General features: G+C 71.7%; 20 protein-coding genes. 4 read left to right on the top strand and 16 right to left on the bottom strand.

The genetic code is table 11. The features are described from left to right. Positions 1–118: 118 nt before the first annotated feature. The 7 genes from topA to bldG all read right to left on the bottom strand — a co-directional run bounded on the left by topA (position 119) and on the right by bldG (position 9,913). Entirely contained in the window at positions 119–2,962 is a 2,844-nt protein-coding gene (gene topA, locus ACWDUZ_RS10170) for a type I DNA topoisomerase (protein WP_451631349.1), read from the bottom strand. A 256-nt stretch (positions 2,963–3,218) separates the two neighbouring features. Beyond that, positions 3,219–3,416, bottom strand: a complete 198-nt coding sequence (locus ACWDUZ_RS10165; protein ID WP_451631348.1) for a hypothetical protein — start codon at positions 3,414–3,416, stop codon at positions 3,219–3,221. Positions 3,417–3,745: 329 nt separating this feature from the next. Next, positions 3,746–5,275, bottom strand: coding sequence for a DUF7059 domain-containing protein (locus ACWDUZ_RS10160; RefSeq protein ID WP_451631347.1), 1,530 nt, complete (start codon positions 5,273–5,275; stop codon positions 3,746–3,748). Positions 5,276–5,501: 226 nt separating this feature from the next. After that, positions 5,502–6,119, bottom strand: a complete 618-nt coding sequence (locus ACWDUZ_RS10155) for a small secreted protein (RefSeq protein WP_451631346.1) — start codon at positions 6,117–6,119, stop codon at positions 5,502–5,504. A gap of 196 nt (positions 6,120–6,315) precedes the next feature. Then, positions 6,316–8,721, bottom strand: a complete 2,406-nt coding sequence (locus ACWDUZ_RS10150) for a sodium-translocating pyrophosphatase (RefSeq protein WP_451631345.1) — start codon at positions 8,719–8,721, stop codon at positions 6,316–6,318. A 312-nt stretch (positions 8,722–9,033) separates the two neighbouring features. After that, positions 9,034–9,465 (bottom strand): ATP-binding protein, encoded by a 432-nt coding sequence (locus ACWDUZ_RS10145; RefSeq protein ID WP_451631344.1) that lies wholly within the window; start codon positions 9,463–9,465, stop codon positions 9,034–9,036. Between the two features lie 106 nt (positions 9,466–9,571). Beyond that, complete coding sequence (bldG, locus tag ACWDUZ_RS10140) at positions 9,572–9,913, bottom strand: anti-sigma factor antagonist BldG (RefSeq protein WP_009189842.1); 342 nt, start codon at positions 9,911–9,913, stop codon at positions 9,572–9,574. An 80-nt stretch (positions 9,914–9,993) separates the two neighbouring features. On the opposite strand from bldG, the gene ACWDUZ_RS10135 reads away from it, so the two are divergent. Next, positions 9,994–12,480, top strand: coding sequence for a DEAD/DEAH box helicase (locus ACWDUZ_RS10135; protein ID WP_451631343.1), 2,487 nt, complete (start codon positions 9,994–9,996; stop codon positions 12,478–12,480). Positions 12,481–12,504: 24 nt separating this feature from the next. Here ACWDUZ_RS10135 and ACWDUZ_RS10130 read toward each other — a convergent pair whose 3' ends face one another. From ACWDUZ_RS10130 to ssd, 7 genes are all read right to left on the bottom strand, one after another. Further along, positions 12,505–12,924, bottom strand: coding sequence for an Rv3654c family TadE-like protein (locus tag ACWDUZ_RS10130; RefSeq protein ID WP_451631342.1), 420 nt, complete (start codon positions 12,922–12,924; stop codon positions 12,505–12,507). Further along, positions 12,921–13,361, bottom strand: a complete 441-nt coding sequence (locus ACWDUZ_RS10125; RefSeq protein ID WP_451631341.1) for a TadE family type IV pilus minor pilin — start codon at positions 13,359–13,361, stop codon at positions 12,921–12,923. Before ACWDUZ_RS10125 ends, ACWDUZ_RS10130 begins: the two co-directional genes overlap by 4 nt. Next, positions 13,348–13,548, bottom strand: a complete 201-nt coding sequence (locus ACWDUZ_RS10120) for a DUF4244 domain-containing protein (RefSeq protein ID WP_451631340.1) — start codon at positions 13,546–13,548, stop codon at positions 13,348–13,350. The genes ACWDUZ_RS10125 and ACWDUZ_RS10120 overlap by 14 nt, the downstream gene beginning before the upstream one ends. A gap of 86 nt (positions 13,549–13,634) precedes the next feature. Beyond that, complete coding sequence (locus ACWDUZ_RS10115) at positions 13,635–14,435, bottom strand: type II secretion system F family protein (protein WP_451631339.1); 801 nt, start codon at positions 14,433–14,435, stop codon at positions 13,635–13,637. After that, on the bottom strand, positions 14,432–15,322 hold the full coding sequence (locus ACWDUZ_RS10110) for a type II secretion system F family protein (RefSeq protein ID WP_451631338.1): 891 nt from the start codon (positions 15,320–15,322) through the stop codon (positions 14,432–14,434). Before ACWDUZ_RS10110 ends, ACWDUZ_RS10115 begins: the two co-directional genes overlap by 4 nt. A 23-nt stretch (positions 15,323–15,345) precedes the next feature. After that, positions 15,346–16,530 (bottom strand): TadA family conjugal transfer-associated ATPase, encoded by a 1,185-nt coding sequence (locus ACWDUZ_RS10105; protein ID WP_451631337.1) that lies wholly within the window; start codon positions 16,528–16,530, stop codon positions 15,346–15,348. Positions 16,531–16,808: 278 nt separating this feature from the next. Next, positions 16,809–17,912 carry a septum site-determining protein Ssd gene (gene ssd / locus ACWDUZ_RS10100; protein WP_451631336.1) on the bottom strand — a complete coding sequence of 368 codons (1,104 nt, stop codon included), beginning with the start codon at positions 17,910–17,912 and terminating at the stop codon, positions 16,809–16,811. A 580-nt stretch (positions 17,913–18,492) separates the two neighbouring features. Between ssd and ACWDUZ_RS10095 the strand changes: the two genes are divergently transcribed. After that, positions 18,493–19,326: an HAD family hydrolase gene (locus ACWDUZ_RS10095; protein ID WP_451631335.1), complete on the top strand. Its 834-nt coding sequence runs from the start codon at positions 18,493–18,495 to the stop codon at positions 19,324–19,326. Positions 19,327–19,761: 435 nt separating this feature from the next. Here the strand turns inward: ACWDUZ_RS10095 and ACWDUZ_RS10090 are convergent, their stop codons facing one another. Further along, positions 19,762–20,586, bottom strand: a complete 825-nt coding sequence (locus tag ACWDUZ_RS10090) for an oxidoreductase (RefSeq protein WP_451631334.1) — start codon at positions 20,584–20,586, stop codon at positions 19,762–19,764. Positions 20,587–20,686: 100 nt separating this feature from the next. Between ACWDUZ_RS10090 and ACWDUZ_RS10085 the strand changes: the two genes are divergently transcribed. Further along, complete coding sequence (locus ACWDUZ_RS10085) at positions 20,687–21,667, top strand: ATP-binding protein (RefSeq protein ID WP_451631333.1); 981 nt, start codon at positions 20,687–20,689, stop codon at positions 21,665–21,667. A gap of 26 nt (positions 21,668–21,693) precedes the next feature. Here ACWDUZ_RS10085 and ACWDUZ_RS10080 read toward each other — a convergent pair whose 3' ends face one another. Further along, positions 21,694–22,989, bottom strand: coding sequence for a hypothetical protein (locus ACWDUZ_RS10080; RefSeq protein WP_451631332.1), 1,296 nt, complete (start codon positions 22,987–22,989; stop codon positions 21,694–21,696). Positions 22,990–23,263: 274 nt separating this feature from the next. Here ACWDUZ_RS10080 and ACWDUZ_RS10075 point away from each other — a divergent pair, with 274 nt between their 5' ends. Next, a complete protein-coding gene (locus tag ACWDUZ_RS10075) occupies positions 23,264–25,867 on the top strand; it encodes a bifunctional SulP family inorganic anion transporter/carbonic anhydrase (protein WP_451631331.1) in 2,604 nt (867 codons plus the stop codon). Positions 25,868–25,990 lie beyond the last annotated feature (123 nt).

The following is a 25,990-nucleotide window of genomic DNA, read 5'->3' as shown; positions in this document are numbered from 1 at the left end:
ACAGCATGCCGTGACCGTCCGAACGCGTGCGCGCCCTTGCACCAAAAGTGTGCGCGCCCTGCACGAAAGCGTGCGCGCCCCGGCGCCGAATCGGTGCCGGGGCGCGCGTCCGCCGTGATCAGTCCTCCGCGGCGTTCGAAGCGGTGGCCTTCTTCGCGGCCGTCTTCTTCGCGGTGGTGGTCTTTTTGGCGGTGGTCGCCTTCTTGGCGGTCGTCGTCTTCTTGGCCGCGGTCTTCTTGGCCGCCGTGGACGTCGTCTTCTTCGCCGTCGTCTTCTTGGCGGCCGCCTTCTTCGCGGTCTTCTTGGCCGGCCCCTTCGCGCGCTTCTCCGCGAGCAGCTCGAAACCGCGCTCCGGGGTGATCGTCTCGACACTGTCGCCGGAGCGCAGGGTCGCGTTGGTCTCGCCGTCGGTGACGTACGGACCGAACCGCCCGTCCTTGACCACGACCGGCTTGCCGCTGACCGGGTCCTCGCCCAGCTCCTTCAGCGGCGGCTTGGCCGCGGCCCGACCGCGCTGCTTGGGCTGGGCGTAGATCGCCAGCGCCTCCTCCAGCGTGATCGTGAAGAGCTGGTCCTCGGACTGCAGCGAGCGCGAGTCCGTCCCCTTCTTCAGATACGGTCCGTAGCGGCCGTTCTGCGCGGTGATCTCGACGCCTTCCGCGTCGGTGCCGACGACCCGCGGCAGCGACATGAGCCTCAGCGCGTCGTCCAGCGTCACCGTGTCCAGCGACATCGACTTGAAGAGCGAGGCCGTGCGCGGCTTGACCGCGTTCTTGCCCGTCTTCGGGGTGCCCTCCGGGAGCACTTCGGTGACGTAGGGCCCGTAGCGGCCGGCCTTGGCGACGACGGGGCGCCCGGTCTCCGGGTCGGCGCCCAGCGGTCGCTCGCCGCTGGGCTTGGCCAGCAGTTCCTCGGCCAGCTCGACGGTCAGCTCGTCCGGGGCCAGGTCGGTGGGGATGTCGGCGCGCTGGTGACCCTCGGTCTCCCGCTCACCGCGCTCGATGTACGGCCCGTAGCGCCCCACGCGCAGCACGATGTCGTTGCCCACCGGGAACGTCGACACCTCGCGCGCGTCGATCGCGCCCAGGTCCGTCACCAGCTCCTTGAGCCCGCCGAGGTGGTCCCCGTCGCCGTTGCCGGCCTCGGCCGCACCGCCGATGCCGTTGGCCTCACCGAAGTAGAACCGCTTCAGCCACGGCACGGCCTTGGCCTCGCCGCGCGCGATGCGGTCGAGGTCGTCCTCCATCTTGGCGGTGAAGTCGTAGTCGACGAGCCGGCCGAAGTGCTTCTCCAGAAGGTTCACCACGGCGAAGGACAGGAAGGACGGCACCAGGGCCGTGCCCTTCTTGAAAACATAGCCGCGGTCGAGGATCGTGCCGATGATCGACGCGTACGTCGACGGGCGGCCGATCTCGCGCTCCTCGAGCTCCTTGACCAGGGAGGCCTCGGTGTAGCGGGCCGGGGGTTTGGTCGAGTGGCCGTCGGCCGTGATCTCCTCGGCGGACAGTGCGTCGCCCTCGGCGACCTGCGGCAGCCGGCGCTCGCGGTCGTCCAGCTCGGCGTTCGGGTCGTCGGCGCCCTCGACGTACGCCTTCAGGAAGCCGTGGAAGGTGATCGTCTTGCCGGACGCGCTGAACTCGACGTCCCGGCCGTCGGCGGCGGTGCCGCCGATCCGCACGGTCACGCTGTTGCCGGTCGCGTCCTTCATCTGGGAGGCGACGGTCCGCTTCCAGATCAGTTCGTACAGCTTGAACTGGTCGCCGGTCAGGCCGGTCTCGGCGGGGGTGCGGAAGCGGTCGCCGGAGGGGCGGATCGCCTCGTGCGCCTCCTGCGCGTTCTTGACCTTCCCGGCGTACGTACGCGGCTGCGGCGGCAGGTAGTCGGCGCCGTACAGCTGGGTGACCTGGGCGCGGGCAGCGGCGACGGCCGTGTCGCTCAGCGTCGTGGAGTCCGTACGCATGTACGTGATGTAGCCGTTCTCGTACAGCTTCTGCGCGACCTGCATCGTCGCCTTCGCGCCGAAGCCGAGCTTGCGGCTGGCCTCCTGCTGCATCGTCGTCGTGCGGAACGGCGCGTACGGCGAGCGGCGGTACGGCTTGGACTCGACGGAGCGGACGGAGAAGCGGGTGTTCTCCAGGGCCGCGGCGAGCGCTCGGGCGTTCGCCTCGTCGAGGTGGAGGGTGTTCGCGGACTTCAGCTGCCCCACGGAGTCGAAGTCACGGCCCTGGGCGACGCGCCGGCCGTCGACGGCCTGAAGGCGGGCGACCAGCGACGACGGGTCGGACGGGTCGCCCGCGCGGCCGGTCGCGAAGGTGCCCGTCAGGTCCCAGTACTCGGCGGAGCGGAAGGCGATGCGCTCGCGTTCCCGCTCGACGACGAGCCGGGTAGCCACCGACTGGACGCGGCCGGCCGACAGCCGCGGCATGACCTTCTTCCACAGCACCGGCGAGACCTCGTAGCCGTAGAGGCGGTCGAGGATGCGGCGGGTCTCCTGGGCGTCGACCAGCCTCTGGTTGAGCTGGCGCGGGTTGGCGACGGCCTCACGGATCGCGTCCTTGGTGATCTCGTGGAACACCATCCGCTTGACCGGGATCTTCGGCTTCAGTACCTCCTGGAGGTGCCAGGCGATGGCCTCGCCCTCCCGGTCCTCGTCAGTGGCGAGGAAGAGCTCGTCGGAGTCCTTCAGCAGATCCTTGAGCTTCTTGACCTGTGCCTTCTTGTCCGCGTTGACGACATAGATCGGCTGGAAGTCATGTTCTACGTCCACACCCAGGCGGCGCACCTCGCCGGTGTACTTCTCGGGAACCTCCGCGGCGCCGTTGGGAAGGTCGCGGATGTGCCCGACGCTCGCTTCGACGACGTAGCCGGGGCCGAGGTAGCCCTTGATCGTCTTCGCCTTGGCAGGCGACTCGACGATGACGAGTCGGCGGCCGCCCTGTGCGGTCTCGCTGGTCGGGGACAACTTCGCTCTTCTCTCCGGTCGACGCTGGGTCTCGCTGGGTCTCCCCAGGTGTTGGCTTCCCGGGGTCGGGTGGTGCTGACGCTGCGGAGTGTGACGGTACAGCCCGCCCCCGTGTCAAACGGGAAAAGCCCGCAACGGCCACTCGAACGGTAACCCGACTACAGCCCTTCCTGCCGCCCGGACCGCTCACCCGCCCGTCCGGCCGGACACGCATCGTGACGTGCCGGTTACGCGGACCGGAGTGCCACGGCGGTCCTCACAGACGTGAGAAACACCACGCCCCGAGGGCCGAGGACCCCAGCGCGATCACGCTCGTGACGGTCGCCGCCAGGATCGGACGGATGCCGAGCGCGACGGGTTCCCGCTGCCGCACCCGAACCGCCGTCCACCCCAGCAAAACCGCTCCGAACAGGGCGAACACCACCCCGGCGAAGATCACCGGCCCGCTCTCCATCCACATCCCCTCCCGGTTCCCGAGCCCCGGTCGGGGACGCTGGCAGGCGCGGACGACGGCCGGACCAACGCTCGGTGAACGGGTGGCGGACGGGCCTCCATCCCCCTCACACACGGTCATCGCCCGGTGGCTCATATGCGCCGGGGCCGCGTCCGAAAAAAGTTCGCCGACGGCTTTCCCCTTCTTCCGCCTTCTGTCCCCTGGCGCACTGCCGCCGGGTCGCGCCGTCGTCGGGCTCCGGCCCGCTGTCGCCCAGCCCTTCGCTGTCGGCCGGCCCTCGTCCGCGGCCGCCCGTGCCTGCCCGCCGTCCTGTGCCCCGCCCGCAGCTGTCAGCCAGCGGGCTCCAGGAACCCCTGCTCCACGAGCAGCCGGATCTGCGCGGGCGTCCGTTCGCGCAGCAGCGCCGGGTCCTCGCCCACCAGCTGGGCGATGGCGTCCAGGATCCGGCCGGCGCTCAGCGTCCCGTCGCAGACACCCGCGAAGCCCGCTCCGACGGTGTCCACCGTGGTCGCCCGGCGCATCCCGCGCTGCTGGCGCAGCACCACATGCTCCGGGTCCTCGGCGCCCGGCAGTCCGACCTGCTCCTGCACGATCTCGCCGACGAGCCGGAAGTGTCCCTCGAGCAACGCCGCGTCGTCGTGGTCCCGCAGATAGTCGAGGCGTGCGAAGTGCGCGCGCACGGTGTCGCCGAGCGGCTGCTCGACCGGGTGCGGCCACTCCTCCGCGGTGACGGAGGGCACCGCGGAGCCCGTCCGGCGCAGGGTGATCCAGCCGAAGCCCACCGCCTTCACCTTGCGCGCCTCGAACTCCTCCAGCCAGGCGTCGTAGCGCGCCTGGTACTCCGCCGGGTCGCCCCGGTGGTCGCCCGCGTCCCTGAGCCACAGCTCGGCGTACTGCGTGACGTCCTGCACCTCGCGCTGCACGATCCACGCGTCGCACCCGCGGGGCACCCAGGACCTGAGTCTGTCCTGCCAGTCCTCCCCTTCCACGTGCTGCCAGTTGGCGAGGAACTGCGCGAACCCGCCCTCGTTCAGCCGCTCCCCCGACTGCTGAACGAGCGTGCGGCACAGATCGTCCCCGCCCATCCCGCCGTCGCGGTAGGTCAGCCGGGCGCCGGGAGAGATCACGAAGGGCGGGTTGGACACGATCAGGTCGAACGTCTCGTCGTCACGGACCGGTTCGAACAGCGAGCCCTGGCGCAGATCGGCGGCCGGTGCGCCGGACAGGGCGAGCGTGAGCGCGGCGATGTGCAGCGCGCGCGGGTTGACGTCGGTGGCGGTCACCCGGGTGGCGTGCCGGCTCGCGTGCAGGGCCTGGATGCCCGAGCCGGTGCCGAGGTCGAGCGCGGAACCGACGGGCGTACGGACGGTGATGCCGGCCAGGGTGGTGGAGGCGCCACCGACGCCGAGGACGACGCCCTCCTCGTGGCGCCCGATGCCGCCCGCGCCACCGACCGCGCAGCCCAGGTCGGAGACGATGAACCAGTCCTCGCCGTCGAGCCCGCCGTACGGCCTGACGTCCACGGTCGCGGCCAGCTCGTCCCCGCCGACACGCGTCAGCCAGCCGGTCTCCAGGCACTCCGGCACGGGCAGGACGTCCGCCACACGCGCGGACGGCACGGGCTGTTGCAGCAGGAACAGGCGGACGAGCAGTTCCAGCGGTGCGTCCCCGCGGGTGGCCCGGAGCGCGGGCACGGTCTCACTGCGCGCCAGCGCAGCGTAGGCGGGGGCGCCGAGCAGCTCGAGCAGACCGTCGGCGGTGAAGGAGGCGCCGAGCAGGTCGTCCCGGAGCCGGGAGGCGACATCGGGGCGGTCGGCGGCGGGCAGGGCGGTCGGTGCGGGCACGCTGGAGTCACTCACGCACCCATTGTGTCCGCTCCCACCGACATCGCATGTCCCACCGGCGCGCCTGCGCGTCCCACGGCGTCGCGGACGCGGATCCCACGGCGTCGTACGCACGGATCCCACGGTGCCGTACACGCGCGTGCCACCGGAGTCGTACGCGCGACATCGCACGCGCGCGTGCCCGTGGGGCGGCGGCACGGGCCTGCGGGTCAGCCGTGGGGCGGCGGCACGGGCCTGCGGGTCAGCCGTTGGCCGGCGCGTCCGACGTGGAGGCGGAAGTGGAGGCGGAGGTGGACTTGCAGCTCGGCTGCTTGGCCATCGCCTGGCCGACGTCGCCCTCCTCGAGGTTCTTCAGGGCGTCGCTGCCGCTCTTGCTGAGCTTGTCCAGCTGGGTCGCGATGTCCTTGAGGCCGTCCGCGAACTTCGCCTGGTCCTTGGTGTCGAGCTTGTCCACCTGCTGCTTGAGCGAGGCGTAGGAGGCGCCGAGGTCGTCGAGCTCCTTGACGGCGTCCTGCTGCTTCTTCTTGCCGTTCTCGACCTCGGGCGCACCGGCCGTGTTCACGGCGGCGCCGATCGCCTTGTAGGCATCGGCCATGTCCTGGAAGGCCTTGGCGTCGGTCTTCTGCACGTCGGCCGGAGAGCTGCTGTCCGAGGTCTCCTTCTGGATCGCGGCGTTGGCGGCCTCGATCTTCTTCGCCTGCGGCTGCACCCCTTCGCACACCTGCTTGGCCCAGGCGTCCAGCGCGTCGTTCTTGTCGTCGGCGCCGCTGCCGGTGCATCCCGTCAGTGCCAGTACCAGTACCGCACCGCCGGACAGCGCGGCCGCGAGCTTCTTGTTCACCGGTTTGGTCCCTTCCATGGCTCTCGGCCCCGGAACATACACGCCGTATGGGCGACAACCAGGTTCCGAACGCACCGTATGACCCTTCTTGTAGCCATTTGCACCATGCGAGAGAAGGCTCACGGGAGTGGGTCCGGGCGCACACGCAGCGGGCGGGCGACGCTGTGTGTGCGCCACCCGCCCGCTGCGTGAGCTGGGTCTGTCGTACGACCGCTTACGAAACCACCGCTGGATCGGCTGACTTCGACGTCTGGTCGGCGTTGTCTTCGTCACCCACGGCGATTCCGCGCCGCTTGGAGATGTAGACCGCGACGACGATGACGGCCAGCGCGAGGATCGCGATCGCGATCCGTACGCCGATGCTCTTGTCGCTGCCGTAGCTGAACTTGATGACCGCGGGCGCGATGAGCAGCGACACCAGGTTCATGACCTTCAGCAGTGGGTTGATCGCGGGACCGGCGGTGTCCTTGAAGGGGTCGCCGACCGTGTCGCCGATGACGGTGGCGGCGTGGGCCTCACTGCCCTTGCCGCCGTGGTGACCGTCCTCGACGAGCTTCTTGGCGTTGTCCCAGGCGCCGCCGGAGTTGGCGAGGAACACCGCCATCAGCGTGCCCGCGCCGATGGCGCCCGCGAGGTACGCGCCGAGCGCGCCGACACCGAGGGTGAACCCGATGAAGATCGGCGCCATGACGGCGAGCAGACCGGGCGTGGCGAGTTCGCGCAGGGCGTCCTTGGTGCAGATGTCGACGACCTTGCCGTACTCCGGCTTCTCGGTGAAGTCCATGATCCCGGGCTTCTCGCGGAACTGCCGCCGCACCTCGAACACCACCGAGCCCGCCGACCGCGACACCGCGTTGATCGCCAGTCCGGAGAAGAGGAAGACGACCGCGGCTCCGGCGATGAGACCGACCAGGTTGTTGGGCTGCGAGATGTCCATGATCAGGCTCATCGGAGCACCGGGGCCGGACAGCTTCGCCCCGACGTCCTGCGCGCCGGTGGTGATCGCGTCGCGGTACGACCCGAAGAGCGCCGACGCCGCGAGCACGGCGGTGGCGATGGCGATGCCCTTGGTGATGGCCTTCGTGGTGTTGCCGACCGCGTCCAGGTTGGTGAGCACCTGGGCGCCCGCACCCTCGACATCGCCGGACATCTCGGCGATGCCCTGCGCGTTGTCGGAGACCGGGCCGAAGGTGTCCATGGCAACGATCACACCGACCGTGGTGAGCAGGCCGGTACCGGCCAGGGCCACCGCGAACAGCGCCAGCATGATCGACGTGCCGCCGAGCAGGAACGCCCCGTAGACGCCGAGGCCGATCAGCAGGGCGGTGTAGACGGCCGACTCCAGGCCGACGGAGATGCCGGCGAGGACGACGGTGGCCGGGCCGGTGAGCGAGGTCTTGCCGATGTCGCGGACCGGCCGCCGGTTGGTCTCGGTGAAGTAGCCGGTCAGCTGCTGGATCACCGCGGCGAGCAGGATGCCGATGGCGACCGCGACCAGGGCGAGGATCCGCGGGTCGCCGTCCTTGCCGCGGACCGCCGCGTCGGTGACGCCGGTCAGGTCGGCGTACGACGAGGGCAGATAGGTGTAGACGGCGATCGCGACCAGCGCCAGCGAGATCACCGCGGAGATGAAGAAGCCGCGGTTGATCGCGGACATGCCGCTGCGGTCGGCGCGTCGCGGTGCCACCGCGAAGATGCCGATCATGGCGGTGATCACGCCGATCGCGGGCACCAGCAGCGGGAAGGCGAGCCCGTCGTCGCCGAAGGCGGCCTTGCCGAGGATGAGCGCGGCGACCAGCGTCACCGCGTAGGACTCGAAGAGGTCGGCCGCCATGCCCGCGCAGTCGCCGACGTTGTCGCCCACATTGTCGGCGATGGTCGCGGCATTGCGCGGATCGTCCTCCGGAATGCCCTGCTCGACCTTGCCGACCAGGTCGGCGCCGACGTCGGCGGCCTTGGTGAAGATGCCGCCGCCGACACGCATGAACATCGCGATCAGCGCGGCGCCGAGGCCGAAGCCCTCCAGCACCTTCGGCGCGTCGGCCGCGTACACCAGCACCACACAGGAGGCGCCCAGCAGGCCGAGCCCCACCGTGAACATGCCGACCACGCCGCCCGTACGGAAAGCGATCTTCATGGCTTTGTGCGAGACGGTGGTGAGATCCTTTTCCGGCTCACCCTCCGCCGGAGTCGCTTCCCGTGCCGCCGCGGCGACACGCACATTGCTGCGCACGGCGAGCCACATGCCGATGTACCCGGTGGCCGCCGAGAAAGCGGCTCCGATCAGGAAGAACACCGACCGTCCGGCGCGCTGATTCCAGTCGTCCGCGGGCAGCAACATGAGCAGGAAGAACACCACGACGGCGAAAACGCCGAGGGTGCGCAGCTGACGGCCCAGATAGGCCTTCGCGCCTTCCTGCACCGCTTCCGCGATCTTCTTCATGCTGTCGGTGCCTTCGCCCGCCGCGAGCACCTGGCGCACCAGGACGCCCGCGACCACGAGCGCGGCCAGCGCGACGGCCGCGATGACCGCCACGATGATCCGATTGTCGTGGGTCAGCACTGCGGCTGCGAAGGTTGTGGGTTGGCCCAACTGATGAGGGGTAGAAAGCCCCGCCATTCGTCCTCCTTGACGCTTGGGCTGAGCTCAAGATGTGGACGGATTGTAGGTAGCTGAACCCGATCAAAACAGTGTGCGGTAAATGGAATCAGCCGTCACACCCTTCTCAGCAAATGATCGCCGGGCGCCACGCCACCCGAAAGCAGTAATGCCCCTGGGGCATTGACCCTTGATCCATTATCGGGTTAGTCGATCGTGAACGGCTTCACGAAATGATGGCCCACCCATAGTAAATACGTTCAGCGTCCCGCGACATGCCGAAGGGCCCCACCTCGGTGGGGCCCTTCGGTACGAGAACTGCGAGCCGCGGGCTCAGGCGAGCACGGCTGTGGGCGGTGTGGTCGGCCAGGTCATCTTGATCAACCCGCCGTCCTGCCCGGCCGACACCTTGACGTCGTCGACCAGGCCGCTGATGACCGCGAGGCCCATCTCGTCCTCCTCGGCCTCCGCTTCGTCCACGGCGTCCGGAGCGTCCCCGGGGCCGTGCGTCGCGTGGCGGGCCTCGTCGCCGACCTCGATGGAGAACTGCTTCTCCTCCTCGATCAGCATCACCGTCACCGGTGCCACGATGCCGCCGCTCTGATGCAGCCCGACCGCCCGGGAACACGCCTCGCCGACGGCGAGCCTGACCTCGTCGAGGACGGCCTCGTCCACCCCGGCCCTGCGCGCCACCGCTGCCGCCACCAACCGGGCGGTCCTGACATGCTCGGGCTGCGCGCTGAAGCGGAGTTCGACGGTGGCCATGCATCCCCCTAGGAGCTACGGGCGTGCTGTGGCAGGGCCGGGCCGCCGAGAGCCCGGTCTCCCGCGTTGAGTTCTTCCGCCCCGGACACCGGCCCGGGACCGGCGGTCAGTCGGTGGCCGCCACCGCTTCGTCGACCGAGGTGTGGATGGGGAACACCTTGGTCAGACCGGTGATGCGGAAGATCTTGAGAATGCGCTCCTGGTTGCAGACCAGGCGCAGCGAGCCCTCGTGGGCACGCACTCGCTTCAGACCGCCGACCAGCACGCCGAGACCGGTGGAGTCGAGGAAGTCCACGCCCTCCATGTCGACGACGAGGTGGAAATTCCCGTCGTTCACCAGCTCGACCAGCTGCTCGCGCAGCTTGGGCGCGGTATATACGTCGATTTCGCCACCGACCTCGACGACCGTACGATCGCCGACGGTACGGGTCGACAGGGACAGGTCCACGGATCCTCCAGCACCTTGCTATCGAGCGGTCGCCCATCGGGCACCTCGGCAGAGGCCCCCAGGACGGTTCGCCAGCCGCGATGGCATTCAATCACTTACCGGCAGGCGTGCACGACGCCTTGGCTCCATTGTCCGTCACGCCGGTGACACACTCGGGGCCAATGGCCAAGAATCACCGATCCGATCGATCCCCGACGGACCCCGCAACCCGCCTGACTCCGGGCGCGGTTCTGCACCGGCTCGCCTCGGGGCCGAGCAGGGCTGCGCGCATCACTCATACGGAGCACTTGCCCCCGCGGGCGGGTCGCCATGCCGTCTGGCCCGCAGAGATTCGCCCGGAGGTCGTCGCGGCCGTCCAGGCGTGCGGAATCGAACACCCCTGGGCCCACCAGGCGCGCGTAGCCGAGCACGCCCTCGACGGCGACTCGGTGGTCGTCGCCACGGGCACGGCGTCCGGAAAGTCCCTGGCGTATCTGGTGCCGGTGCTCTCGACGCTGCTGGAGGGTTCCGAGGCGCCCAACGGCCGTGGTGCCACGACCCTCTACCTGGCCCCCACCAAGGCCCTCGCGGCCGACCAGAGCCGCGCGGTACGGGAACTGGCCCGGCCGCTGGGCAGCGCCGTACGGGCCGCCGTGTACGACGGCGACACACCGGTCGAGGAACGCGAGTGGATCCGGCAGTACGCCAACTACGTCCTCACCAATCCGGACATGCTGCACCGCGGGATCCTGCCCTCCCACCCGCGCTGGTCCTCCTTCCTGCGGGCCCTGAAGTACGTCGTCATCGACGAGTGCCACACCTACCGGGGTGTTTTCGGCTCCCATGTCGCCCAGGTCCTGCGCCGGCTGCGTCGGCTGTGCGCGCGCTACGGCGCCTCACCGGTCTTCCTGCTGGCCTCGGCGACCGCCGCACAGCCCTCGGTGGCCGCCCGCCGGCTGACCGGCCTGCCGGTGGTGGAAGTGGCCGACGACGCCTCGCCCCGGGGTGAGCTGGTGTTCGCTCTCTGGGAGCCCCCGCTCACCGAACTGCACGGCGAGAGGGGTGCCCCGGTCCGCCGCACGGCCACCGCGGAGACCGCCGACCTGCTGACTGATCTCACCCTCCAGGGCGTGCGCTCGGTCGCCTTCGTACGCTCCCGGCGCGGCGCCGAACTGATCTCGGTGATCGCCCAGGAGCGGCTGGCCGAGATCGACCGACCGCTGGCCCGGCGCGTCGCGGCCTATCGCGGCGGCTACCTCCCCGAGGAGCGCCGCGCCCTGGAACGCGCCCTCCACTCCGGCGAACTGCTCGGCCTGGCCGCCACGACCGCCCTCGAACTCGGCGTGGACGTCTCCGGTCTCGACGCGGTCCTGATCGCCGGGTATCCCGGCACCCGCGCCTCCCTGTGGCAGCAGGCCGGCCGGGCCGGCCGCGCCGGCCAGGGGGCCCTGGCCGTGCTGGTGGCCCGCGACGACCCGCTGGACACCTTCCTCGTCCATCACCCGGAGGCCTTGTTCGACCAGCCGGTGGAGTCCACGGTCCTCGACCCGGACAACCCCTACGTCCTCGCCCCGCACCTGTGCGCGGCCGCCGCCGAGCTGCCCCTCACCGACGAGGACGCCGAGCTGTTCGGCCCGGCCTGCGCGGAGCTGCTGCCGCAGCTGGAGGCCGCGAAGCTGCTGCGCCGCCGGACGAAGGCCTGGCACTGGACGCGCCGGGAGCGGGCCGCGGACCTTACCGACATCCGCGGCGGGGGCGGACGCCCGGTGCAGATCGTCGAGGCGGACACCGGGCGGCTGCTCGGCACGGTCGACGAGGCCGCCGCGCACACGACCGTGCACGAGGGCGCCGTCCACCTCCACCAGGGCCGCACCTACCTGGTGCGCTCCCTGGACCTGGACGACTCGGTGGCCCTGGTACAGGAGGCCGCCCCGCCGTACACCACGGTCGCCCGGGACACGACGGCGATCTCCGTCCTGGAGACGGACGTCGAGGTCCCCTGGGGCGAGGGCCGCCTGTGCTACGGCTCCGTCGAGGTCACCAACCAGGTGGTCTCCTTCCTCCGCAGGCGGGTCATCACCGGCGAAGTGCTGGGCGAGACGAAACTCGACCTCCCTCCTCGTACGCTGCGCACCCGCGCCGTGTGGTGGACGGTCACCGAGGACCAGCTCGACGAGGCCCGGATCAACCCGGAGATCCTCGGCGGGGCCCTGCACGCCGCCGAGCACGCCTCGATCGGCATGCTGCCCCTCTTCGCCACCTGCGACCGCTGGGACATCGGCGGCGTCTCCGTCCCCCTGCACCCCGACACGCTTCTGCCCACCGTCTTCGTCTACGACGGCCATCCCGGCGGTGCGGGATTCGCCGAGCGCGCCTTCCTTACCGCCCGCGCCTGGCTCACCGCCACCCGCGAGGCCATCGCCTCCTGCGAGTGCGACGCCGGCTGCCCGTCCTGCATCCAGTCCCCCAAGTGCGGCAACGGCAACGACCCGCTCCACAAGAGGGGAGCCGTCCGACTGCTGACGGTGCTGCTGAAGGGGGCTCCCGAGGCGCCCGAGGGACCGGAGGAGAAGGAGGACGTGGCTTAGGCCGTCAGGCTGCGGGCTCGCCTCTCATGGGCCGGGATCGGGCCGTCCGGGGGCGGCTTGGTCCATGTGGGTGATCGGGGGCACAGGCCGCCCCCGCACGGGCCCCTGTGGGCCGGCTCTCGCCCGGACCCGTGCCGTGAACGGCCCGCGTTCCGATGCCGCCGTGACGTCCGAGATGTCGCCGGCGATCGCGCACCGGACGAGTCCGGCGCCCTGCGCCCGTGCCACCCGGTCCGCCCGGGCACAGGCCGCGGCGCGGCCCTCCGCCCAGTGCTCCGCCGCGGCCAGCGCGGCGAGGTCGGCGGCACCGGCCGCACGATGCCGGGTGACCACGGCCTGCCCCAGCGCGAGACCGACCCCGAACACCACGCACAACAGGGCGATCGCCCCCACGCTCCAGACCGTGGCGGAGCCCCGGTCACCGCCGGGGAACCGGCGCCTCATGAGCCCCTCCCGCTCTGCGCCGCGTTGGGCGCCCCGCTCTCCGTGGCGGTCCGGTCCGGGTCCCGGACCGCCCCCACCGATTCCTCCGCCTCGGCAACGGCCTCCTCCCTGAGGCGGAAGGGCAGCGCGCCCAGCCCCGGCGGCTCGGCCTCGACGATCACGCGGACGTACTCGCCCTGCCGGGCCACCGTGACCCTCGCGCCATGGGGCGCCGCCTCGCGCGCCACCCGGGTGACGGCGCCGTCCGGGTCCTGCCGGGCCGCGGCCCGGGCGCCCACCCGGGCCGCGTCCACGCACTGGATCTGCGCGAGCACCACCAGCAGCCCCCAGACCAGGGCCGTCACCACCAGCACCAGCACGGGCAGGACCATGGCGGCCTCCGCGGTGACGAACCCCTGGTCGGCTCCCCGGTCGCGCCGGTGCTCACATCCGGGCACTGAGCGCTCGCTTCACGATGTTCTGCAACTCGGTCTTGACCTGTCCGCTCGTCACCACCTCGTACAGCAGCACGGCGAAGGCCACCGCCGCGATGATGCCCATCGCGTACTCGGACGTGACCATTCCCGCGTCCCCGTGCATCCGGCTCAGCTGGGCACGCAGCCGTGCCCGTGTCCTTGCGTACATCTCAACCCCCGTGAGGTCTCGGTCCGTTCTTCGCTCAGCGCGTACACCCATCGCGCGTTCAGCGCCGTCGGCGCATCCGCCGCCCGTCACCCACCACCTCCTCTCAGCACCCCTCCCGCGAGGCCGATCACCACGGGAAGCACCCCGACCGCGACGAAGGCGGGCAGAAAACACAGCCCCACCGGCGCGGAGACCAGGACGGCCGCCCGTCGGGCCCGGGCGGTGGCGGTGCGCGCCCGGTCGGCGCGTACATCGGCCGCGAGCCGCGCGGCCGGTCCGGCGGCGGGGAGCCCCGACTCGTCGGCCCGCTCCAGCAGCCGCGCGAGGGCCGCGGCGCCCGGTATCGAGGCGAGCCGGCGCCACGCGTCGGCCGGTGCGCCGCCGAGCCGCACCTCCGCCGCCCCGCGCGCCAGCCCTTCCCCCACGGGCCCGCCCAGGGCCTCCCCCACCGCCTGGGCGGCGATCACCGGACCGGCGCCGGCCGTGATACAGGCCGCCACCAGGTCGGCCGCGAGAGGAAGCTGCCGGGCGGCTTCGACCGTGTCGAACTCGTCCCCGGGGCGGGCAGCCGCCCGTTGCCGCCGTTGTAGCCGCCACAGGCCCACGGCGCCGACGATCCCGGCCACCACCCCGACGGGCCCACCGATCAGCACCCAGCCGGCGCCCACGACCCCTGCCGCCGACAGCCCCCACCGCAGGGCGCCCGGCACCGGGAGACGAGGACCGGTACGCACCCGCCGGAGCGCCTGAGCCGTCTCCAGCAGCGAGGCCGCCCGCCGCCGCACTCTCCGCCTCCCACGCAGACCCTTCAGCCACCGCACCGAAAGAGCCACGAGCGCCACCGCTCCCGCGACCGTCCCCAGCCTGTGGACAACCTCCCCGGTCACGCCGCCTCCGCCCGTCGCACGATGCCCAGGGCCCACCACAGCCCCGCCGCTTCCAGCACCCCGCCGACCAGCAGGCAGCCCAGGCCCGCTCCCGTGTGCAGCAGCACGTGCAGCGGATCGGCGCCCATGGCCGAACCGAGCAGGAGACCCAAGGCCGGCAGCCCGGCGAGCATCACCGTGGTGGCCCGCGATCCCGACAACTGAGCACGCAGATCGGCGCGTTGGTCCAGCTCCGTACGGAGCGCCGCTTCGAGCCGCTCGAGCCCGGCGGCCAGGCCCGCGCCCTGGTCCACGGCCACCAGCCAGCAGGCGGCAAGCCCGCGCAGCCCCTCGGCACCCGGTTGCCGGGCCGCCGCGGCGAGCGCGCCGGGCACGTCGCCGCCGAACCGCGCCGCCGCCGACACCGCCGCCTCGGCCTCCCCCAGACCGCCCGACTCCCGTGCCGCGTACTGCAGCGCCTCGCCCGGCTGGCGCCCGGCCCGCAGCTCTCCGGCGAGCGCCGAGCACAGGGCGATCACGGCATCGGCCCGCCGCTCCCGTTCCCGGAGCGCGGCCCGTGCGAGCCGGATCCGGCGCAGCACCGGCACACCGGCCACCCCCGCGACGACCGGCAGCACCGAGGCGCCCAGCACCGCCAGCACCAGCCCGGCGGCCGGCGCCCACCACTCCGCGCGCAACCGCCCCCCAAGGCGGGCCAGTTCGTCGCGGGCCCTCTCCCACACCGGCGGCCCTGCGCCCACCACCCCGCCACCGGCGAGCAGCAACCGCGCCCGCCGCTCCGCGGAGTGCCGCCCGCCCAGCAGCCACACTGCCGCCCCGGCACAGACCACGGCCACCGCCACGGACACCCGCCCGGAAGGCACCGGCCCGGAGAACCCCTCCCCCATGGATGACAATCCCCGCATTCCGCTCACCACTCCTCCTTCGAAAGCCCCGGATCCCTCTCCGAACTCTCCGCACCGAGCACCTTTTTCAGCCGCTCCCACCCTCGTTCCGCCACGAACGCATCCGGGCCCCAGCGCAGCGCCGGTACCGTCCGCACCAGCCCCGAGGCGTCCCGTTCCAGCACCCGCACCTCGGCGATCCGCCGCCGCCCGGAACGGTCCCGCACGAGGTGCACCACCACGGACAGCGCCGCGGCCAACTGGCTGTGCAGCGCGGCCCGGTCCAGCCCGGCGGCCGTGCCCAGCGCCTCCAGCCGGGCTGGCACGTCCGCGGCGGCATTGGCGTGGACCGTGCCGCAGCCGCCCTCGTGGCCGGTGTTCAGAGCGGCCAGGAGATGGACCACCTCGGCGCCGCGCACCTCGCCCACGACCAGCCGGTCCGGCCGCATCCGCAGCGCCTGCCGCACCAGGTCCTCCAGGGTGACGAGGCCCGCGCCCTCCTGGTTGGCGGGTCTGGTCTCCAGGCGTACGACGTGCGGATGATCGGGGCGCAGCTCCGCCGAGTCCTCGGCCAGCACGATCCGTTCCCCTGGCCCGACCAGGCCGAGCAGCGCACTGAGCAGTGTGGTCTTGCCGCTGCCGGTGCCACCGCTGACGAGGAAGGACAGCCGCGCCCGCACCAGTGCCCGCAGGACGCGGTCCCCGCCCGGCGGTACCGTGCCCGCCGCCACCAGTTCGCCGAGCGTGAACGCGCGTGGCCGCACGACGCGCAGGGAGAGGCAGGTGCAGTCGACGGCGACCGGGGGCAGCACGGCATGCAGCCGGGTGCCGTCGGGCAGTCGGGCGTCGACCCAGGGCCGGGCGTCGTCCAGGCGCCGTCCGGCGACGGCGGCCAGGCGCTGCGCGAGGCGTCGTACGGCCGCCGCGTCGGGGAAGGCGACGGCGGTCCGCTCCAGTCCGCCTCCGCGGTCGACCCAGACCCGGTCCGGGGCAGACACCAGGACGTCGGTCACCGAAGGGTCGGCGAGCAGCGGCTCCAGCGGGCCGCTGCCGATCAGCTCGGACCGCAGCCGCTCGGCCGCCCCGAGGACTTCCGCGTCCCCGAGCACCCGCCCCTGCTCCCGCAGCGCCTGGGCGACACGCGCGGGCGTCGGCTCGGCCCCGCTCTCGGCGAGCCACCGCCGCACACGGTCCAGCAACTGGGCTGACATCTCGGCGCCCCCCAGACCCTCGCCGTACCCGAGCCCGTCAGCACTCTTCAGCCCGTCCGCACCCTTCGCCCCGGCAGCGCCCCCGGGCCCGCCGGCAGGGCTCCGGGGGGCACCGGCACGCCCGCCTCCGTTCACCAGCCCCCCGTCCGCCCGGCTCCGTCCGTCGCGATCCTGTCCGTCCGCACGCCCGGCCTCGTCGGCCCGCCCGGCCGCGCTCGTGACGCCCGTCGAAGTGCCCCGCATCCCCGTGCGTCCCCGCCGGGGATCGACCAACGGCCTCATGCGGCACCCGCCTCGGTCAGGGCCCGCTCCCAGAAGGCCGTACAGAACCGGGCCAGCGGACCGCGCGCGTTCCCGCCGGGCGGTGTCCTGCCCTCGCCGGGTCGCCGCAGTCCGGGCTCCACGGGCACCTCGCCCACCAGCGGCAACCCGAGCAACCGGGCCACCTCCCGGTCATCGAGGCCGAGCTCGTACGGCCCCCGTACCGCCACCCGCAGGTCGCGCAGGACCATGCCGACGGCGGAGGCCACACGTGTGGCCGCGGCCACGGCCCGCAGTTCGGCGGGAACCACGAGCAGCCCGATGTCGATCTGGGCCAGAGCCTCGGCGACGCCCTCGTCCACACGGCGGGGCAGGTCGACGACCACGGCACCGCCGCGCCGCCGGGCGGCGGCCAGCACCGCCCGGACGGCCTGCGCCGGGATGGCGACGCAGTCGCCGCGGTCCCAGCTGAGCACCCGCAACGAGTGCAGTTCCGGCAGCGACTCCTCCAGGGCGCCGCCGCCGACCCGGCCGCGCGAGGCGGCGAACGCCGGCCAGCGCAACCCCTCGGCGGCCTCCCCGCCGAGCAGCACATCGAGCCCGCCGCCCAGCGGATCGGTGTCCACAAGAAGGGTGCGCAGCCCCTCCCGCGCGGCGGTGACGGCAAGCCCGCAGGCGAGCGTGGACGCGCCGGCGCCGCCGCGGCCGCCGATGACGCCGACGGTGAGCGCGGGCCGGCCGACACCCTCGGCGACATCGGCGATCCGGTCGACCAGCCATTGCTCACCGTCGGGCAGCACCAGCACATGGTCGGCGCCGATCTCGACGGCACGCCGCCAGACCCCTGAGTCGTCCTGGTCACGGCCGACCAGGACCACTCCGCGCCTGCGCGCGGCCCCGCGCACCCGCCGGGCTGCGTCGTCGCCCACCAGTACCAGGGGCGCGGCCTCCCAGGTGCCCCTGCGCTCGGGCAGCCCGTGATGGACCTCGGGTGTGGCGCCCGCCGCCGCGCACAGGCGCAGCAGGTCGTCGAGGAGTCCGGCGTCCTCGGTGACGATCAGCGGTCCGCCCTGCCGCCCTCCGGTGCCGGGCGGCGGATCGTGTGTGACGGTTCCGGTCACGGGTCGGTCCCCCTTCGATGTATCACTCGCGCGGCCCCTGCGACGGCGCGAATCCAGAACATGTGAAGAACCGGCAACCGGCCTTCATATGGACGGCCGATACGAACCGGCCATACGCGCCCGACAATCGGAACCGGCCATGAACTCGCCGCGAGCGGTGCGCGCAGGAATCACGGTGCAGCGAACCGGGAAATGATGTGGATCTTGGTCGAAATCTGTGGACAACTCAGCCGGTGTGAAAATGGCCATCACCCAAACCGGTGACCCCTGCGCCGGTTCTCGCACGACTGCCACAGCGCAGCCCCACGACTACTCACGGTGACGGATCATGGTGGCGGCGCGGAAGGCGCTCGGTACGGCAGACGCGACCCGTGACGGCCGACAGAAGAGGGAAAACCCACCCGGACATGCGACGACCCCCGCCGGGGGGGAGAGCGGGGGTCGTCTCCACGGCCGACTCGGGGGGGGAGGAGTCGGACCGGGTTAGCACGGTCGCGAACGATCCGTGACTTCCATGGTGTACCCGAGAGGCCTCTCAGGCAAACCCACGCGCCCACCTTACGCCGAATGGGCTGCCCCTATGCTCAAGGGCGTGGAAAACCACTCCTGGCCCCGCACAGCGGCGTTCTTTGATCTGGACAAGACGGTCATTGCGAAGTCGAGCACGCTCACGTTCAGCAAGTCCTTCTACCAAGGCGGGCTGATCAACCGCAGGGCTGTCTTGCGCACCGCGTATGCACAGTTCCTCTTCCTTGCCGGCGGCGCCGACCACGACCAGATGGAACGCATGCGCGCGTATCTGTCCGCGCTGTGCCGCGGCTGGAACGTGCGGCAGGTCAAGGAGATCGTCGCCGAGACCCTGCACGACCTGATCGACCCGATCATCTACGACGAGGCCGCCTCGCTCATCGAGGAGCATCACCGCGCCGGACGGGATGTCGTCATCGTGTCCACGTCGGGTGCGGAGGTGGTCGAGCCGATCGGGGAACTGCTGGGCGCGGACCGGGTGGTGGCCACCCGGATGGTGGTGGGCGAGGACGGCTGCTTCACCGGCGAGGTGGAGTACTACGCCTACGGGCCGACGAAGGCGGAGGCGGTCCGCGAGCTGGCCGCGTCCGAGGGGTACGACCTCGACCGCTGTTACGCCTACAGCGATTCGGTCACCGACCTGCCGATGCTGGAGTCGGTGGGGAACCCGCACGCCGTGAACCCGGACCGGGCCCTGCGCCGAGAGGCTCTCACGCGCGGGTGGCCGATTCTCGACTTCCACCGTCCGGTACGGCTCAAGCAGCGGTTCCCCGGGTTCTCCGTGCCGCCGCGCCCCGCCCTGGTCGCGGCGGCCGCCGTCGGAGCGGCAGCGGCCACCGCGGGACTCGTCTGGTACGCGAGCCGGCGCCGGGGCACGGCCACCTGAGCCCGCTCGCCGGGAATCGGGCGCCGGGTTGCACGCCAGGAATCACACGCAGAACCCGGCGCCCGTTTATGCCCGGTTTAAGACTAAAAGTAAAGAAGTGCGGACAGGGGTTCCGCTTGCCCCTCGCTTGCAGTACAAAGGAGTCAGCGGCCCGCGAGACCGAAGGACATCCGAGAGGATCACCTTTGAAACGCATTCGGCCCACGGACCCAGCATGAACACCGGGCACCCACGCGACGTCGACCCGTCGATTACGGGCCAGCCGCACCAGGTGACGGGCAAAGAACCCGACCTGATGGGCGACATATCGAGGACGCTTGGTAACTCGGTGTTCGTGCCAGCGGCGGTACGAGATCTCGTACCGCCGCAACTCTGTGTACGGGCGCTAAGCACGCGTCTGACACCCCGCACGGGCCCGCGCCCGCTACGCCGCCGTCACGCGGCCCCGCGCTGGAGCGCCTCACACACCGCCGTCGACTCACGTGCGCCCAGCTCGACGGCCTTGGCACAGTGGGTGATCCAAGCCGCCACGCCCTCCGGAGTGCCGGAGACATAGCCGTCCAGGGCCGCCAGGTAGGCCGCGCGGCCCAGTTCGGCGTGGCCGACCTCGGCCGGGCAGACCGACTTCGGGTCCAGGCCGCTCCCGATCAGGACGATGCGCTCGGCCGCTCGCGCCACCAGGCCGTTGTGGGAGACGAAGGGGCGCAGCGCCACCAGCTCGCCGTGCACGACGGCCGCAGTGACCAGGGCGGGCGCGGAAGTGCCTGCGACGATCAGCTCGGACAGGCCCTCCAACCGCCCGGAGACCTCGTCCGCCCCGGGCAGCGGCAGCTCGATCAACGGCTCATGGACGTCCTCGCCCTCCTGGCGCGGCCGCCCGACCGTGTCGTCCGTGCCGGCGGCGGCCACCAGGTGCAGTCGGGCCAGGACCCGCAGCGGCGACTGCCGCCAGATGGACAGCAGCTGACCGGCCTCGGCCGTCAGCCGCAGGGCCGCGCCCAGCACGCGCGCCTCGTCGTCGCCGCTGAAGTCGGTGCGCCGGCGCACCTCCTCCAGGGCCCAGTCGGCCCCGGAAAGCGCGGCGGACCCGCGCGCACCGCGCAGTGCCGCCTCGGAGGTGATCGCGTTGCTCCGGCGCCGCATGATCCGGTGCCCATAGACCCGGTCGACGGCCTTGCGCACGGACTCCACGGACTCGGCCACACCGGGCAGCGCGCCCAGGGCCGCGAGCGGATCGGCGGTCGCGCCTTGCGTACTCATGGGTACGACCCTACGCACCCGAGCGCCACCCTCCCCGAAGGAGTGGTCTTCTTCACGCGGGCTGCCACGTACAGCTATCGCGGCACTACGCTTGGTGAACATGAAAATTGCTTTCGTCGGAAAGGGCGGCAGCGGCAAGACCACGCTGTCCTCCCTGTTCATCCGCCATCTCGCGGCGGCCGGGGCGCCGGTTGCCGCCGTCGACGCCGACATCAACCAGCATCTGGGCGCCGCGCTGGGCCTGGAGGAGGCCGAGGCGGCCGCACTGCCCGCGATGGGCGAGCGGCTGGCGCTGATCAAGGACTGGCTGCGCGGCAGCAATCCGCGCATCGCCTCCGCGGAGACGATGATCAAGACGACCCCGCCCGGCGAGGGCTCGCGGCTGCTGCGGGTGAGTGAGGACAACCCGCTGTACGAAGCCTGTGCGCGTGGGGTGGAACTCGACGGCGGCGCCGTCCGTTTGATGGTCACCGGGCCCTTCACGGACGCGGACCTGGGGGTCGCCTGCTACCACTCCAAGACGGGAGCGGTGGAGCTGTATCTGAACCACCTGGTGGACGGCCGCGACGAGTACGTCGTGGTGGACATGACGGCGGGTTCGGACTCCTTCGCCTCCGGCATGTTCACCCGCTTCGACATCACGTTCCTCGTCGCCGAGCCGACCCGGAAGGGAGTCTCCGTCTACCGCCAGTACAAGGAGTACGCCCGCGACTTCGGCGTCGTGCTGAGAGTCGTCGGCAACAAGGTGCAGGGGCAGGACGACCTCGACTTCCTGCGGGCCGAGGTCGGGGACGACCTGCTCGTGACCGTCGGGCACTCGGACTGGGTGCGCGCCATGGAGAAGGGCCGGCCGCCCCGGTTCGAACTGCTGGAGGACACCAACCGCCGCGCCCTGCGCACGCTCCAGGTCGCCGCCGACGCCACGTACGAACTGCGCGACTGGCACCGCTACACCCAGCAGATGGTGCACTTCCACCTGAAGAACGCCGCCTCCTGGGGGAACGAGCGGACCGGCGCCGACCTGGCGGCGCAGGTCGATCCGGGCTTCGTCCTCGGCGAGGGCGTCACCGCCCTCGCCTGACGACACCCCTGAGCCTCGGACCCCGACTAGGTGTGCCGTTCGGACGGGCCCTGAGACGTCGGTGCTCCGGGCGCGCCCCTGGGCGCCGGGGCCGGCTCGGCCGAGAGGAAGGACGCCCAGCCCTGCGCGGGGGCCTCGCCGACGTCCAGCGTGCGCAGCTTGGCCAGGATCCGCGGGTCCTGGGCGTCCAGCCAGTCGACGAGTTGGTGGAAGGAGACGCAACGCACCTCGGGCTTGTTGCAGACCTCCTTCACGACGTCCTCGACGGCGCGCATGTAGGTGCCGCCGTTCCAGGACTCGAAGTGGTTGCCGATGATCATCGGGGCGCGATTGCCGTCGTAGGCCCGGTAGAAGCCCTTGAGCAGGCCGTCACGCATCTGGTCGCCCCAGTACTCGAACTTGTCGGGGTCTCCCTGGGTCTGTGTGCCCGACTGGCTGACCATGAACTTGTAGTCCATGGTCAGCTGTTCGAAGGTGTGCCCTGGGAACGGCACGAGCTGCATGGACAGGTCCCACAGGTCGTCCTTCCTCCTCGGCCACACCTGGTGGGCGACGCCACTGCTGTCGTAGCGGAAGCCGAGCCGGCTCGCCGCCTTCACGAAGTTCTCCTGGCCCTCCAGACAGGGAGTCCGGGCGCCGATGAGCTCCTTGTCGAAGTCGAAGGGCAGCGGGGCGAGGTTCTCCAGGCCGCTGTTGGTCTTCCAGGTCTTCACGAAGTCCTTGGCCTGGGCGATCTCGCTCTTCCAGTCGTCGACCGACCACTGGCCGACCCCGCCGTTCGGGCCGCAGAAGTGGCCGTTGAAGTGGGTGCCGATCTCGTTGCCCTCCAGCCACGCCAGCCGGACCTGCTGCGCGGTGTCGGCGATGCCCCGCGCGTCGTTGAAGCCGATGTCCGAACTGCCCGGCGCGTGCTGCGGGGCGTCGTACAGGCCCCGCTTGCCCTTGGGCAGCATGGAGACACCGCTGAGGAAGAACGTCATCGTCGCGTTGTTGGCCTTCGCCACCTCACGGAAGTGGGAGAAGAGCTTCCGACTGTCCTCGCCGGCCCCGTCCCAGGAGAACACCACGAACTGCGGGGGCTTCTCACCGGCCCTCAGCCGCTCCGGCCGGAGCAGGTGCGGCTGGGCCCCCGTATACGCGGTGGATCCGTCCCCGATCAGGCGGACGATGCTCCCGGGCGGCTGCTGGACGGCCCCGGGTGCACCAGGCGCGCCCGGAGGGCCCGGTGAGGGGCCGTCGGCGTCACTCACGCACCCGGCGAGCGACGAGGCGCAGGCCGCGGCGGCTACCACGCTCGCGGCGATCCTCTGGGTGGCGGCCATGTTCCGTCCACCTTCTTCCTTCTCTCGTCCGACGCCGTGGCGGCGTGTGCGGGTGGTGTGCCGGGCATGCCGGCAGCGCCGCCAAGGTCGCACGGACGCGAGAAGGAATTAATACGACAAGCCGATAAAAGACTGCATTCACCCATCGAGATGATTGACTGCCCCGTTTGCATCGAAAATCCGTATGCAGACTTTACGTTGCATTACGATTGCTTTACTCAGCGTTGGTTCAGCTGATCCGGAGAAGACCAAAGTTCCGGAGGAAACCAGATTCATGTCAGCCTGCGCCCCCACACATGCGGCAGACTCCGCCCGGCCCCGGCACTCGCATCCACCGCACAGCCCACCCCCACGACGCACCCCTCGACTCACGAGCGCCGATGTCTCGGCCGCCGTCGCGGTCTTCCTGATCGCCCTGCCCCTGTCCCTCGGTATCGCCCTCGCCACCGGCGCCCCGCTTCAGGCCGGGCTCGTGGCCGCCGCGGTGGGCGGACTCGTCGCCGGACGGCTCGGCGGATCCCCGTTGCAGGTCAGCGGCCCCGCCGCCGGACTCACGGTGGTCACCGCCGACCTGATTCACCGTTATGGATGGCGTACGACGTGCGCCATCACCGTTCTCGCCGGCCTCGCCCAACTCGGCCTCGCCTGCCTGCGCATGGCCCGCGGAGCGCTCGCCGTCAGCCCCGCCGTGGTGCACGGCATGCTCGCCGGCATCGGTGTGACCATCGCCGTCGCCCAACTGCACATCGTCCTCGGCGGCAACCCGCAGAGCTCCGTGCTCGACAACCTACGCGCCCTGCCCGCCCAGTTGGCCGACCTGGACCCGGCCGCCCTGGCCATCAGCGTGCTCACCCTGGCGCTGCTGCTGCTCTGGCCCCGGCTGCCCGGCCGGGCCGGGAGCCTGCTGCGCCGGGTGCCGGCCGCGCTCGTCGCCGTCGCGGGCGCCACCGCGATCGCCTCCGCCGGCGGGCTGGTGCTGCCCCGGGTCGATCTGCCGGCCTGGCGCAGCCACGCCCTGGCCGGACTGCCCGAGGGCCCGGTGCTCGGCCTGGCCGCCGCCGTTCTCAGCACCACGCTGGTGTGCAGCGTGCAGTCGCTGCTCGGCGCCGTCGCCGTGGACAAGCTGGTGGCCGCCCGTCCGGGTCCGGCCGCCCCCACCCGCTCCGACCTGGACCGGGAGCTGCTCGGCCAGGGCGCTGCCAACGTTGTCTCCGGCGCGCTCGGCGGGCTGCCCGTGGCGGGAGTCGCCGTACGGAGTTCGGCGAATGTGCGCGCGGGTGCCGTCAGCCGGAACTCCACGATGCTGCACGGCGTTCTCGTAGTGGTTGCCGCGCTGCTGATGGTCCCGCTCCTGGAGTTCATCCCGCTCGCCTCGCTCGCCGCCCTGGTGATGGCCGTCGGCATCCAGATGGTGTCCCTGCACCACATCCGCACGGTGACCCGCCACCGCGAGGTGCTGGTCTACGTCGTCACCACCCTCGGCGTGGTGGCCCTCGGCGTCCTGGAGGGCGTGGCCCTCGGGGTGGCCGCGGCCGTCGCCGTCGCCCTGCACCGCCTCGCCCGCACCCGCATCACGCACATCGAGCAGGAAGGAGTCCATCACGTACATGTGCGCGGACAGTTGACGTTCCTCGCCGTTCCACGGCTCAGCCGGGCCCTGCACATGGTGCCCCACGGGGCGCCTGTCGTCGTCGCCCTGGACGGCTCGTTCATGGACCATGCCGCGTACGAGTCGCTCCAGGACTGGCAGCGTACGCACGCCGCGCAGGGCGGCTCCGTCCAGCTCACCGGCCGCCGCGCCGGAGTCCGCATCGCCGAGCCGGCCGGACCATCCGGATCACCGGGCTGTCGCTGCCGGCCCTGGACACCCTGGCGCAACCACCAGTGCGAGGGCGGCCCACGGACGCTGCCGGCCTCGGGCGACGGCCCTTACCCGGGAGCGGAACCGCTGCCGGTCCCCGACGCGGGAATGGGCGGAGGTACGGCTCGAAGCGCGGGCGCGGGCGCGGACACCGACACGGGATCGGACGCGACTCAAGACGTGGACGCGCATACGGCCCAGGGTGCGGACAGGAGCGGGGGTGCGTTCGAGGGCCGCCGGCCGGCTTCGGACCCCGGTCCGAGCAGACGGCAGCTGGCCAGGGGCATCAGCATGTTCCAGCGGACGGTCGCACCACATGTGCGGGACGAGCTGGCGCGGCTGGCACGCGAGGGGCAGGAGCCTTCCCAGCTCTTCCTCACCTGTGCCGACTCCCGGCTGGTCACGTCGATGATCACCTCCAGTGGTCCCGGCGACCTCTTCGTCGTGCGCAACGTGGGCAATCTCGTGCCGCCACCCGAGGACGACCGGGGTGACGACTCGGTGGCGGCCGGGATCGAGTACGCGGTGGACGTGCTCGGCGTGGGCTCCATCACCGTGTGCGGCCACTCCGGGTGCGGGGCGATGCAGGCCTTGCTCGACGCGGGCACGGGCAGCGGCCACGGCTCCGGCTCCGGCTCGGGCTCCGGCTCCGGCTCCGGCTCCGGCTCCGGCTCCGGCTCCGGCTCCGATAACGCCGGGACACCGCTCGGGAGATGGCTGCGGTACGGGCTGCCCAGTGTGGAACGGATGGCCGACGGCAGCCGCCCGGAGCCCTGGACGGCCGAGGGACGGCCCGCCGAGGCGGTCGAACGGCTGTGTCTGGTCAACGTCCTCCAGCAGCTGGAACACCTGCGCGCCCACGACTCGGTGGCCCGGGCCCTGCGGGCGGGCACGCTGGAGCTGCACGGAATGTACTTCCACGTGGCCGAGGCGCAGGCGTATCTGCTGACGGGAACGGGTGGCAACGAGGTGTTCACCCGTGTGGCGGAGACGCAGGAGTCGCCCAGACCGGTGTGAGGCGGATCCGAGCACGGTCCGGCGGGCCGCACCGGCTGAACCCGGGCGGCCCGCCGTCCGTGGGAACGAATGACACCGATGCCGGGCGCGAGCGGCTCGGGCAAGCGGCTCGGGCGGCCGAGC

The organism is Streptomyces sp. NPDC003393 (assembly GCF_053589015.1).
The sequence above is the reverse complement of the archived record's forward strand: the minus strand, read 5'-3'. Positions and strand labels throughout refer to the sequence as shown.